The sequence below is a fragment of the Streptomyces rugosispiralis genome, from assembly GCF_024505145.1.
Taxonomy (GTDB): domain Bacteria; phylum Actinomycetota; class Actinomycetes; order Streptomycetales; family Streptomycetaceae; genus Streptomyces; species Streptomyces rugosispiralis.
The window spans coordinates 1-13,106 of record NZ_JANIAA010000012.1 but is presented as its reverse complement, the minus strand read 5'-3'; the positions used below and the strand labels follow the sequence as shown (position 1 = coordinate 13,106).

The 13,106-nt window shown below is 69.4% G+C and carries 9 protein-coding genes and 1 tRNA gene; all 10 read left to right on the top strand.

What is annotated here, in order from left to right:
* The first annotated feature begins 60 nt into the window (after window positions 1-60).
* The 10 genes from dnaA (at window position 61) to NP777_RS19905 (ending at window position 12,970) form a co-directional block, all read left to right on the top strand.
* Window positions 61-1,908: a chromosomal replication initiator protein DnaA gene (gene dnaA / locus NP777_RS19950; protein ID WP_256651531.1), complete on the top strand. Its 1,848-nt coding sequence runs from the start codon at window positions 61-63 to the stop codon at window positions 1,906-1,908.
* Window positions 1,909-2,863: 955 nt separating this feature from the next.
* A complete protein-coding gene (dnaN, locus tag NP777_RS19945; protein ID WP_059143747.1) occupies window positions 2,864-3,994 on the top strand; it encodes a DNA polymerase III subunit beta in 1,131 nt (376 codons plus the stop codon).
* A gap of 105 nt (window positions 3,995-4,099) precedes the next feature.
* Window positions 4,100-4,981, top strand: a complete 882-nt coding sequence (gnd, locus tag NP777_RS19940) for a phosphogluconate dehydrogenase (NAD(+)-dependent, decarboxylating) (RefSeq protein ID WP_256651530.1) — start codon at window positions 4,100-4,102, stop codon at window positions 4,979-4,981.
* Between the two features lie 57 nt (window positions 4,982-5,038).
* Window positions 5,039-6,181: a DNA replication/repair protein RecF gene (gene recF / locus NP777_RS19935; RefSeq protein ID WP_256651529.1), complete on the top strand. Its 1,143-nt coding sequence runs from the start codon at window positions 5,039-5,041 to the stop codon at window positions 6,179-6,181.
* Window positions 6,178-6,729: a DUF721 domain-containing protein gene (locus NP777_RS19930; protein ID WP_256651528.1), complete on the top strand. Its 552-nt coding sequence runs from the start codon at window positions 6,178-6,180 to the stop codon at window positions 6,727-6,729. The genes recF and NP777_RS19930 overlap by 4 nt, the downstream gene beginning before the upstream one ends.
* 307 nt (window positions 6,730-7,036) lie before the next feature.
* Window positions 7,037-9,067, top strand: a complete 2,031-nt coding sequence (gene gyrB / locus NP777_RS19925; RefSeq protein WP_020869960.1) for a DNA topoisomerase (ATP-hydrolyzing) subunit B — start codon at window positions 7,037-7,039, stop codon at window positions 9,065-9,067.
* Window positions 9,068-9,109: 42 nt separating this feature from the next.
* A complete protein-coding gene (gene gyrA, locus NP777_RS19920; RefSeq protein ID WP_256651527.1) occupies window positions 9,110-11,734 on the top strand; it encodes a DNA gyrase subunit A in 2,625 nt (874 codons plus the stop codon).
* A gap of 3 nt (window positions 11,735-11,737) precedes the next feature.
* Complete coding sequence (locus NP777_RS19915; protein WP_256651526.1) at window positions 11,738-12,508, top strand: DUF3566 domain-containing protein; 771 nt, start codon at window positions 11,738-11,740, stop codon at window positions 12,506-12,508.
* A 62-nt stretch (window positions 12,509-12,570) separates the two neighbouring features.
* A tRNA-Ile gene (locus NP777_RS19910) sits at window positions 12,571-12,644 on the top strand.
* Window positions 12,645-12,835: 191 nt separating this feature from the next.
* Complete coding sequence (locus NP777_RS19905; RefSeq protein WP_003958712.1) at window positions 12,836-12,970, top strand: DLW-39 family protein; 135 nt, start codon at window positions 12,836-12,838, stop codon at window positions 12,968-12,970.
* The last annotated feature ends 136 nt before the right edge of the window (window positions 12,971-13,106 follow it).

Below are 13,106 nucleotides of genomic sequence, written 5' to 3'. Positions count from 1 at the left end.
AACCACGCATTCGTGGGACCTGTCGGCGTCCCCCACCCAGCGAGTGAGAGAGCGTGCCCTGTGGCTGACGTACCCGCCGATCTTGCCGCAGTGTGGCCACGTGTGCTCGAGCGGCTGCTGGGAGAGGGCTCCGGGCAGGGCGGACAAGGCGTCGAGGCCAAGGACGAGCACTGGATCAAGCGGTGCCAGCCCCTCGCGCTGGTCGCCGACACCGCGCTGCTCGCCGTCCCCAATGAATTCGCCAAGGGCGTACTGGAAGGCCGGCTGGCCCCCGTCGTCAGCGAGACGCTGAGCCGGGAGTGCGGCCGCCCGATCCGCATCGCGATCACCGTGGACGAGTCCGCCGGCGAACCGATCGTCCCCCCGCAGCCCCAGCGCGAGCAGCGCGAGTCCTACGACCAGGGCTACGACGGCCGGGACGGCTACGGCCGCCAGGCGCCGGACGACCTTCCGTCGGCCCGCCCCGCGTACCCCGGGTATCACCAGCCGCGCCCCGAACCGGGCGCCTGGCCGCGGGGCCGTGACGACTACGGCTGGCAGCAGCCCCGGCTCGGCGGCTTCCCCGAGAGCGACCCGTACGCCTCCCAGCACACCTCCTCCGGCTACGACCAGCAGCCTGGCTATGACCAGCAGCCGTATGAGCAGCAGCCGCGCGGCGACTACCGCGGCCCTGGCCCCGAGCGCCCCGGGCCGGGCGGCCCCGGTGGCATCCCCGGCCCCGGTCCTGGCCCCGAGCGCCCGCCGTACGAGCAGCGCCACGATCTGCCCGACCCGCTCGAGCGGGCCCGCGGCGGACCGCCCGTGCTGCCCTCGCAGACCGGCGCCCCCGGGCCGCTCGCCGCTCAGCCCGCGCCCGCGTCCGGCCCCGGTGAGCCGACCGCGCGGCTGAACCCCAAGTACCTCTTCGACACCTTCGTCATCGGCGCGTCCAACCGCTTCGCGCACGCCGCGGCGGTCGCCGTCGCCGAGGCGCCGGCCAAGGCGTACAACCCGCTGTTCATCTACGGCGAGTCCGGGCTCGGCAAGACCCACCTGCTGCATGCCATCGGGCACTACGCGCGCAGCCTCTACCCCGGCACCCGGGTGCGCTACGTGAGCTCGGAGGAGTTCACCAACGAGTTCATCAACTCCATCCGCGACGGCAAGGCGGACGCGTTCCGCAAGCGCTACCGCGACATGGACATCCTGCTGGTCGACGACATCCAGTTCCTGGCGAGCAAGGAGTCGACGCAGGAGGAGTTCTTCCACACCTTCAATACGCTCCACAACGCCAACAAGCAGATCGTGCTCTCCTCCGACCGGCCGCCCAAGCAGCTGGTCACCCTGGAGGACCGGCTCCGCAACCGTTTCGAGTGGGGCCTGATCACCGATGTGCAGCCGCCGGAGCTGGAGACCCGCATCGCGATCCTCCGTAAGAAGGCGGTGCAGGAGCAGCTGAACGCGCCGCCGGAGGTGCTGGAGTTCATCGCCTCGCGGATCTCCCGCAACATCCGTGAGCTGGAGGGCGCGCTGATCAGGGTGACGGCCTTCGCGAGCCTGAACCGGCAGCCGGTGGACCTCGGACTCACCGAGATCGTGCTGAAGGATCTGATCCCCGGCGGCGAGGACGCGGCCCCGGAGATCACCGCCACCGCGATCATGGCCGCGACCGCCGACTACTTCGGGCACACGGTCGACGATCTGTGCGGCGCCTCCCGCAGCAGGGTGCTGGTCACCGCGCGGCAGATCGCGATGTACCTCTGCCGGGAGCTGACCGATCTCTCGCTGCCCAAGATCGGCGCGCAGTTCGGCGGCCGCGACCATACGACGGTGATGCACGCCGACCGCAAGATCAGGGCGCTGATGGCCGAGCGGCGCTCCATCTACAACCAGGTGACCGAGCTGACCAACCGCATCAAGAACGGCTGAGAGGGGCCCGCAGGGCCACCGCGAACCGCTGAAGGGCGCTCCGGGACGGACATCTCCCGGGGCGCCCTTCGTCGTCCTCCCCGGCCTGCCCTTCGTCGTCTCCCCGGTGCGCCCTTCGCCGTCCTCCCCGGGGCGCCCTCAGCCGTCCTCGCCTGGCTGCCCCTCGCCGTCCTCCCTCGTCACATCGCGGTCCCTCGTCGTTCACCGCCACGAAGCTGTTCGATTCCCTGCCCGGCCAGCCAGGTTCTCCACAGATCCACAGCTCATCCACCGTCCACACCCTGGGGACATGGGAGTTGTCCCGATCGTGTCCACAGGGTGCCCGGTGGAAAGGAGATCCCCCGAGGTCAGCCGGTTGTGGAATTGTGGCTAACGGAAGTCCACAGACTGTGGATGATCGAGATGCCCACAGGCCGCGCGTCAGCTTGTCCACCGGCAACCCACAGCCAAAGGCCCGTTGCCCACAGCTTCTCCACACCGCTGTCCACTGTTCGGCAACGAAACGGCCACGGTCACCAGGCCGAGTGAAAGGCGTCACACCGAGGAGGCGGGTTGGGCTGTGGGGAAGGTGGGTAAAACTGGGGACGGCGCTGGGGAGAACCGGGCGATGTCTGTGCATCGCATGTGCAGAACTCTTCGGCATCCACAGAAAGCCCTGGTTGTCCACCGCCTCCACCCACAGGCCCGGTGGACAAAAAATCGCCTCTGACCAGGGCTGATTGAGTTTTCCACGGTTTCCACAGGGCCTACTACTACGACCACATAGAGATAGCGAGGAAATCGCTTCGAAGTGGGGCCTGTGCACAACCTCGGGCCGAGCCGCCCGACACCCCGCGCACCGACTTGACCCCGAGCCGCACCGACTGTCGGCGGCGTGCGTCAGACTGGTCTCCGGCGACACAGTCGACGACGAAGGCCAGCAGGGCGAGCCAGCAACAGCAGGAGGCGGCTAACGGTGAAGATCCGGGTGGAGCGCGATGTACTCGCGGAGGCAGTGGCCTGGACGGCCCGCAGCCTCCCGGCCCGACCGCCGGTGCCCGTGCTCGCGGGGATCCTGATGAAGGCGGAGGAAGGCGCACTCAGCCTCTCCGGCTTCGACTACGAGGTCTCGGCCCGCGTCTCGGTGGAGGCCGACATCGAGGACGACGGCACCGTCCTCGTCTCCGGCCGCCTCCTCGCCGACATCTGCCGCGCCCTCCCCAACCGCCCCGTGGAGATCTCCAGCGACGGGGTGCGGGTGACCGTCGTCTGCGGCTCCTCGCGATTCACACTCCACACCCTGCCTGTGGAGGAGTACCCGGCGCTGCCGCAGATGCCGACCGCGACGGGCACCGTCCCCGGTGAGGTCTTCGCCGCCGCCGCGGCCCAGGTCGCCATCGCCGCCGGCCGTGACGACACCCTGCCGGTGCTCACGGGTGTGCGGATCGAGATCGAGGGCGACACCGTCACGCTGGCTTCCACCGACCGCTACCGCTTCGCGGTCCGCGAGTTCCTGTGGAAGCCCGAGACCCCCGACATCTCCGCCGTCGCGCTGGTGCCCGCCAAGACGCTCCTCGACACCGCCAAGTCGCTGACCAGCGGTGACACCGTCGCGCTCGCGCTCTCCGGCTCGGGTGCGGGCGAGGGTCTGATCGGCTTCGAGGGCGCCGGGCGCCGTACGACCACCCGGCTGCTCGAGGGCGACCTGCCGAAGTACCGCACGCTCTTCCCCACCGAGTTCAACTCGGTCGCGGTGATCGAGACCCCCCCGTTCGTCGAGGCTGTCAAGCGTGTGGCCCTGGTCGCCGAGCGCAACACCCCGGTGCGGCTCACCTTCGAGCAGGGCGTGCTGATCCTGGAGGCCGGATCCAGCGACGACGCACAGGCTGTGGAAAGGGTGGACGCCCAGCTCGACGGCGACGACATCTCGATCGCCTTCAACCCGACGTTCCTGCTGGACGGCCTCAGCGCGATCGACTCGCCGGTCGCCCAGCTGTCGTTCACCACCTCGACCAAGCCCGCCCTGCTGAGTGGCAAGCCCGCCATGGACGCCGAGGCGGACGAGGCGTACAAGTACCTGATCATGCCGGTCCGGCTGAGTGGCTGAAAGCCGAGCGAATGAGCGGGTGTAGCCCACATCTGTGCGGTTACCCGCGGGCGTAGGCTCGGATTCACCGCGAAACGCAACGGACTACGGCACAAAGGATCACTGATGGAGCTCGGTCTCATCGGCCTCGGCAAGATGGGCGGCAACATGCGCGAGCGCATTCGCCGCGCAGGCCACACCGTCATCGGATACGACCGCAACCCGGACGTCGCCGATGTCCACAGCCTCGATGAGCTCGTCAACAACCTCAAGGGCCCGCGAGTGGTGTGGGTCATGGTCCCGGCGGGCGTCCCCACTCAGATCACCATCGATGAGCTGGCCGAGCTGCTGTCGCCCGGCGACATCGTCGTGGACGGCGGGAACTCCCGCTGGACCGACGACGAGAAGCACGCCGAGCAGCTCAACGCCAAGGGCATAGGCTTCGTCGACTGCGGCGTCTCCGGTGGCGTCTGGGGTCTGGAGAACGGCTACGCGCTGATGTACGGCGGCGCCGCCGAGCATGTGGCCCGGGTCCAGCCGATCTTCGACGCGCTCAAGCCCGAGGGCGAGGTCGGCGCCGTCCACGCCGGCAAGGTCGGCGCGGGCCACTTCGCCAAGATGGTCCACAACGGCATCGAGTACGCGATGATGCAGGCGTACGCCGAGGGCTGGGAGCTGCTGGAGAAGGTGGACTCGGTCACCGACGTCCGCGAGGTCTTCCGCTCCTGGCAGGAAGGCACGGTCATCCGCTCCTGGCTGCTGGACCTGGCCGTCCGCGCCCTGGACGAGGACGAGCACCTGGGCAAGCTGCGGGGCTACGCGGAGGACTCCGGGGAGGGCCGCTGGACCGTGGAGGCCGCGATCGACAACGCGGTGCCGCTGCCCGCGATCACCGCGTCGCTCTTCGCCCGGTTCGCCTCCCGCCAGGAGGACTCGCCGCAGATGAAGATGGTCGCCGCACTGCGCAATCAGTTCGGGGGCCACGCGGTCGAGAGCAACGAGAAGTAACCACCCCTCGGGGTCGGAAGCAAGCAGTACTGCCGGGGGAGGTCGGCGCAGCCCACCATGCACGTCACGCATCTCTCGCTCGCCGACTTCCGCTCGTACGCCCGGGCCGAGGTGGCACTCGACCCGGGCGTCACGGCCTTCGTCGGGCCCAACGGCCAGGGCAAGACCAATCTCGTCGAGGCCGTCGGCTATCTCGCCACCCTCGGCAGCCACCGGGTCTCCTCCGACGCCCCGCTGGTGCGCATGGGCGCGGAGCGGGCCGTGGTCCGGGCCGCGGTCGTCCAGGGCGACCGGCAGCAGCTGATCGAGCTCGAGCTCAACCCGGGCCGGGCCAATCGCGCCCGGATCAATCGATCGTCGCAGGTCAAGCCGCGTGATGTGCTGGGGATACTGCGGTCGGTGCTGTTCGCGCCCGAGGATCTGGCCCTGGTCAAGGGCGATCCGGGCGAGCGCCGCCGGTTCCTCGACGAGCTGATCACCGCGCGGGCGCCCCGGATGGCGGGGGTCCGCTCCGACTACGACCGGGTGCTGAAGCAGCGCAACACCCTGCTGAAGACCGCCGCCCTGGCCCGGCGCCACGGTTCGCGCGGCGGGGGCGGCGACGCGGCGCTGTCCACCCTCGACGTCTGGGACCAGCATCTGGCCCGGACCGGTGCCGAGTTGCTCGCCCAGCGGCTCGATCTGATCTCCGTGCTCCAGCCGCTCGCCGACAAGGCGTACGAGCAACTCGCCCCCGGCGGCGGCCCCGTGCTGCTGGAGTACCGCGGCTCGGCAGGCGAGGGGCTGGCCGACGCGGGCAGCCGCGAGGAGCTGTACGAGCTGCTGATGGCAGCCCTCACCGAGGCCCGTAAGCAGGAGATCGAGCGCGGGGTCACGCTGGTGGGCCCGCACCGCGACGATCTGGTGCTCAAACTGGGCCGGCTCCCCGCGAAGGGCTACGCCAGCCATGGCGAGTCCTGGTCGTACGCCCTCGCCCTGCGGCTGGCCTCCTACGATCTGCTGCGCACCGAGGCGGGCGAGCCGGTGCTGGTGCTCGACGACGTCTTCGCGGAGCTGGACACGCGGCGCCGGGAGCGGCTGGCCGAGCTGGTCGCCCCCGGGGAGCAGGTGCTGGTGACCGCGGCGGTGGAGGACGACGTCCCGCATGTGCTGACCGGTACGCGCTTCGCGGTGTCCGAGGGCGAGGTGCGGCGCGTATGACGGACGGGACGGACCGGCCCTCGGCGGCGCCCGGGTCCTCGCCGGTGCCGGAGCCCTCGGGCGTCGATCTCGCGCGAGTGGCGCTGCGCGCCGCCAAGGAGCAGGCACGCGCCCGGGGAGCCGCGGCCCAGCAGAAGAAGCAGGCGCGCAGAGGGGGCCTGCGCTCCGGCGCACGCGCCGATGGCCGCGATCCGCTTCCGCTCGGTGCGGCGATCAACCGTCTGATCACCGAGCGTGGCTGGGAGACCCCGGCCGCGGTCGGCGGGGTGATGGGCCGCTGGCCCCAGATGGTGGGCCCCGAGGTGGCCCAGCACTGCGAGCCCCAGCGCTATGACGAGGACGCCCGGGTGCTCACGGTGCGCTGTGACTCCACGGCGTGGGCGACCCAGCTGCGGCTGCTCGCGCCCCAGCTCGTGGCCCGGCTCAACGCCGATCTGGGCCAGGGCACGGTGAAGCTGATCAAGGTTCTGGGCCCCGGCGGCCCGCCCCGGCGCTACGGCCAACTGCGTTCCCCGGGCTCCACGGGCCCGGGTGACACCTACGGCTGACCGGGGTTCGAGCGCTGGTGTTAACCGGGGGTAACAGGGTGACTGCTGAGACCCCGGTCACGGTAGCCGGTGGTTGACAGCTCGAAGCGCTGAGTGGCGGCGTGAGCCTCTTGGAGCCCGTCCCCGCATATGGGGAGTCGCTGGCGGCCGGTTCAGGGCGGCACATGCGGACTCAGGCGGCAGCAAGCCCCCATTCTTGTCGGCGCTACCGGTAGACTGGGGCCGTACACCGTCGCCGCTGGCGCACCGAGCGCTTGCGGACACATGTTGAACGACGCAGCCGCTCCCGCCTGCCCGGAGACGGCTTGTGCTGTGCCAGAAAGGGCGCTTCGTGGCCGATTCCGGCAACCCCATCGAAAACATCCCGTCCACGCCCGACGGCGAGGCCCTGGCTCCGCCGTCGTACGACGCCAGTGCGATCACCGTTCTGGAGGGGCTGGAGGCGGTCCGCAAGCGACCCGGTATGTACATCGGTTCCACCGGTGAGCGCGGCCTGCACCACCTCGTCCAGGAGGTCGTCGACAACTCCGTCGACGAGGCCATGGCCGGTCACGCGGACACCATCGAGGTCACGATCCTCGCCGACGGCGGCGTCCGCGTCGTGGACAACGGCCGCGGCATCCCCGTGGGCATCGTCCCCTCGGAGGGGAAGCCGGCCGTGGAGGTCGTGCTGACCGTGCTGCACGCGGGAGGCAAGTTCGGCGGCGGCGGCTACGCCGTCTCCGGCGGTCTGCACGGCGTCGGCGTCTCCGTCGTCAACGCCCTCTCGTCGAAGGTGTCAGTCGAGGTCAGGACGGACGGCTACCGCTGGACCCAGGACTACAAGACGGGAGCGCCGACCGCGCCCCTGGCCCGGAACGAGGCCACGGAGGAGACCGGCACCACGGTCACCTTCTGGGCGGACCCGGACGTCTTCGAGACCACCGAGTACTCCTTCGAGACGCTGGCCCGGCGCTTCCAGGAGATGGCGTTCCTCAACAAGGGCCTGTCCATCTCGCTGACGGACGAGCGCGAGGCCCATGTGGACGAGGAGGGCAAGCCGCTCTCCGTGAAGTACCACTACGAGGGCGGCATCGTCGACTTCGTCACCTACCTCAACTCCCGCAAGGGCGAGCTGGTCCACCCCACGGTGATCGGCTTCGAGGCCGAGGACAAGGAGCGGATGCTCTCCCTCGAACTCGCGATGCAGTGGAACGCGCAGTACACCGAGGGTGTCTACAGCTTCGCGAACACCATCCACACCCATGAGGGCGGCACCCACGAGGAGGGCTTCCGCGCCGCGCTGACGTACCTGATCAACAAGTACGCGCGCGACAAGAAGCTGCTCCGGGAGCGCGACGACAACCTCACCGGTGAGGACATCCGCGAGGGCCTGACCGCGATCATCTCGGTGAAGCTGGGCGAGCCGCAGTTCGAGGGCCAGACCAAGACCAAGCTGGGCAACACGGAGGCCAAGACCTTCGTCCAGAAGATCGTCAACGAGCATCTCGCCGACTGGCTGGACCGCAACCCCAACGAGGCGGCGGACATCGTCCGCAAGGGCATCCAGGCGGCCACGGCCCGCGTCGCGGCCCGTAAGGCGCGCGATCTGACCCGTCGCAAGGGGCTGCTGGAGACCGCTTCGCTGCCGGGCAAGCTGAGCGACTGCCAGTCCAACGACCCGTCGAAGTGCGAGATCTTCATCGTCGAGGGTGACTCCGCCGGCGGCTCGGCCAAGTCCGGCCGCAACCCGCAGTACCAGGCGATCCTCCCGATCCGAGGCAAGATCCTCAACGTCGAGAAGGCCCGGGTCGACAAGATCCTCCAGAACAACGAGGTCCAGGCGCTGATCTCCGCCTTCGGCACCGGGGTGCACGAGGACTTCGACATCGCCAAGCTCCGCTATCACAAGATCATCTTGATGGCGGACGCCGATGTCGACGGCCAGCACATCAACACCCTGCTGCTGACCTTCCTCTTCCGTTTTATGCGCCCGCTGGTCGAGGCGGGGCATGTCTTCCTGTCCCGTCCGCCCCTCTACAAGATCAAGTGGGGCCGGGACGAGGTCGAGTACGCGTACTCGGACCGGGAGCGGGACGCGCTGATCCAGGCCGGCCGGGAGCAGGGCAAGCGGATCAGGGACGACTCCGTCCAGCGCTTCAAGGGTCTGGGCGAGATGAACGCCGAAGAGCTGCGAGTGACCACGATGGACCAGGACCACCGCGTCCTCGGCCAGGTCACGCTGGACGACGCGGCCCAGGCCGACGACCTGTTCTCGGTCCTCATGGGCGAGGACGTCGAGGCACGGCGCTCGTTCATCCAGCGCAACGCCAAGGATGTCCGCTTCCTCGACATCTGAGTCGGCCCCCAGCCGCAGACGACAGAAGGACTTTGACCAGCAATGGCCGACGAGAACACCCCGAACACGCCCGACGACCTGACCCCCGACGAGCTCGCCGAGGGCGCCGCACTCCGCGTCGAGCCGGTGGGCCTCGAGACGGAGATGCAGCGCTCGTACCTCGACTACGCGATGAGCGTGATCGTGAGCCGTGCGCTGCCCGACGTCCGGGACGGCCTCAAGCCGGTGCACCGCCGGGTGCTGTACGCGATGTACGACGGCGGGTACCGCCCCGAGAAGGGCTTCTACAAGTGCGCCCGCGTCGTCGGCGACGTCATGGGCACCTACCACCCGCACGGCGACTCGTCGATCTACGACGCGCTGGTGCGGCTGGCCCAGCCGTGGTCCATGCGGATGCCGCTGGTCGACTCCAACGGCAACTTCGGCTCCCCGGGCAACGACCCCGCGGCGGCCATGCGGTACACCGAGTGCAAGATGGCGCCGCTGGCCATGGAGATGCTCCGGGACATCGACGAGGACACCGTCGATTTCCAGGACAACTACGACGGCCGTAACCAGGAGCCGACGGTCCTGCCGTCGCGCATCCCGAACCTGCTGGTCAACGGCTCGGCGGGGATCGCGGTCGGCATGGCCACCAACATCCCGCCGCACAACCTGCGCGAGGTCGCCGAGGGCGCCCAGTGGTTTCTGGCCAACCCGCAGGCCACCCAGGAGGAGCTGCTCGACGCCCTGGTCGACCGGATCAAGGGCCCGGACTTCCCGACCGGCGCGCTGGTCGTCGGCCGTAAGGGCATCGAGGAGGCGTACCGCACCGGGCGCGGCTCGATCACCATGCGCGCGGTGGTGGAGGTCGAGGAGATCCAGGGCCGGCAGTGCCTGGTGGTCACCGAGCTGCCGTACCAGGTGAACCCGGACAACCTCGCGCAGAAGATCGCCGACCTGGTGAAGGACGGCAGGGTCGGCGGCATCGCCGACGTCCGCGACGAGACCTCATCGCGCACCGGCCAGCGCCTGGTCATCGTGCTCAAGCGGGACGCGGTCGCCAAGGTCGTCATCAACAACCTCTACAAGCACACCGATCTGCAGACCAACTTCGGCGCCAACATGCTGGCGCTGGTCGACGGTGTGCCGCGCACCCTCTCGCTGGACGCGTTCATCCGCAACTGGGTCACCCACCAGATCGAGGTCATCGTCCGCCGGACCCGCTTCCGGCTGCGCAAGGCCGAGGAGCGGGCGCACATCCTGCGCGGTCTGCTCAAGGCCCTGGACGCGATCGACGAGGTCATCGCGCTGATCCGGCGCAGCGACACGGTGGAGACCGCGCGCGAGGGCCTGATGGGCCTGCTGGAGATCGACGAGATCCAGGCGAACGCGATCCTCGAGATGCAGCTGCGGCGGCTGGCCGCCCTGGAGCGTCAGAAGATCGTCCAGGAGCACGACGAGCTCCAGGCGAAGATCAACGAGTACAACGCGATCCTGGCCTCGCCCGAGCGGCAGCGGCAGATCATCAGCGAGGAGCTGACCGCGATCGTCGAGAAGTTCGGCGACGACCGGCGCACCAAGCTGGTCCCCTTCGACGGCGACATGTCCATCGAGGACCTGATCGCCGAGGAGGACATCGTCGTCACGATCACGCGTGGCGGCTATGTGAAGCGCACCAAGACCGAGGACTACCGCTCGCAGAAGCGCGGCGGCAAGGGCGTGCGCGGGACGAAGCTGAAGCAGGACGACATCGTCTCCCACTTCTTCGTCTCGACCACCCACCACTGGCTGCTGTTCTTCACCAACAAGGGCCGGGTCTACCGGGCGAAGGCGTACGAGCTGCCGGACGCGGGACGTGACGCGCGCGGTCAGCACGTGGCGAATCTGCTGGCCTTCCAGCCCGATGAGAAGATCGCGCGGATTCTCGCCATCCGGGACTACGAGGCGGTGCCGTATCTGGTGCTGGCCACCAAGTCCGGCCTGGTGAAGAAGACTCCGCTGAAGGACTACGACTCGCCCCGCTCGGGCGGTGTGATCGCGATCAACCTCCGGGAGATGGAGGACGGCCGCGAGGACGAGCTGATCGGCGCCGAACTGGTCTCCTCCGCGGACGATCTGCTGCTGATCAGCAGGAAGGCCCAGTCGATCCGGTTCACGGCGACCGACGACTCGCTGCGGCCGATGGGGCGCGCGACCTCCGGTGTGAAGGGCATGAGCTTCCGCGAGGGTGACGAGCTCCTCTCGATGAATGTCGTCCGGCCCGGTACGTTCGTGTTCACCGCCACCGACGGCGGGTACGCGAAGCGGACCGATGTCGATGAGTACCGCGTCCAGGGGCGCGGTGGTCTCGGGATCAAGGCGGCGAAGATCGTCGAGGACCGTGGTTCCCTGGTCGGGGCGCTGGTGGTCGAGGAGACCGATGAGATCCTCGCCATCACGCTCAGCGGTGGCGTGATCCGCACCCGGGTCAATGAGGTCAGGGAGACGGGCCGTGACACCATGGGCGTCCAACTGATCAACCTGGGCAAGCGCGATGCCGTCGTCGGCGTCGCCCGGAACGCCGAGGCCGGTCGTGAGGCCGAAGAGGTCGAGGAAGAAACCGCGGCCGTGAACGCGCCGGCCGAGGAGGCCGAGTCCGAGGCGGCCGAGGGCACAGCGCCCCCGGCCGACGAGACCGAGGAGTAAGTCGTGAGTGGAGCCACGGGTGCCGCGGGCGGCGGTGCGGACGCCGGAGGGCGTCCGGGATCAGGAGCCCCGACGGGCGGTCATACCGCTGGGGACGGCGCCCGTGGCCCGGCCGGGGACTCCGCCCCCGCGGCGGTGACCGAGACCCGGAAGCTGCGGCCGCAGCGCGATCCGCACCCCAAGCCCCAGTACTCCAGCCCGCTCCCCAACGAGCGCGCTGCCCCGGCCCAGCCCGCGCAGCCGTACCACCCGCCGCAGGCATACGCCCCGCCGCCCGGCGGCGGGGCCGGGCGAGGCGGTTCGGTGCCCGGGCAGTCGGCCCAGGCCGCCCAGACGGGGCAGCAGCAGGCCGCCACGGCCGTCCGCCGCCCGCGTACGTCCGCGGGGGCCCGTCCGGCGCCGCGGACCCGTAAGGCGCGGCTGCGGGTCGCCAAGGTCGATCCGTGGTCGGTCATGAAGGTCAGCTTCCTGCTGGCGATCGCGCTGGGGATCTGCACCGTGATCGCGGTGGCGGTGCTGTGGATGGTCATGGACGCCATGGGCGTCTTCAGCGCGGTGGGCGGCACCATCAGCGACGCCACGGAGTCGCGGAAGGGCAGCGGATTCGACTTGCAGTCCTTCCTGTCGCTTCCGCGTGTCCTGGGGTTCACCGGGATCATCGCCGTGATCAATGTGGTGCTGGCGACCGCGCTGGCCACGCTCGGGGCCTTCATCTACAACCTGTCGGCGGGCTTCGTGGGCGGCGTCGAGCTGACCTTGGCCGAGGACGAGTAGCGGTCCGCCCGTTACCGATTTTGGGACAGGGCAGGTGGTGCGCTAATCTTTCGGTGCAGCGCGGGGCTATAGCTCAGACGGTTAGAGCGCTTCCCTGATAAGGAAGAGGCCACAGGTTCAAGTCCTGTTAGCCCCACCGTCGCGATCAGCCTGGATGGAGATCCTCTCCGTCCAGGCTGATGTCGTATGGGGGCAGGAAGTTGATCCCTGCTTCCTTCCCGGTTTCTCATCGGCCAATGCCGGTCATAGGTCACCGATCGGTATCGGTCGGTGTGTATCATCGGGCGCCAGAGGTCCCCTACGTCAAGAAAGAGACGAGGTAGCGCGGTGAAGAAGCTGCTCCTGGTCGCACTGGCCGCCATCGGCGGGCTCCTCGTGTACCGCCAGATCCAGGCGGATCGCGCCGAGCAGGATCTGTGGACGGAGGCGACCGACTCCGTACCCGCAGGTTCGGGTGTGTGAGCTCCTATAACAGTCCTGGTACGGGGCCCCGATCGCTGGAGCGGTCGGGGCCCCGTCGGCTTTACTGGCGCCGTGGCGGGGCAGTGGCGGGGGGGGCGGGGGGGGGGGGGGGGGGGGGGGGGGGGGGGGGGGGTGG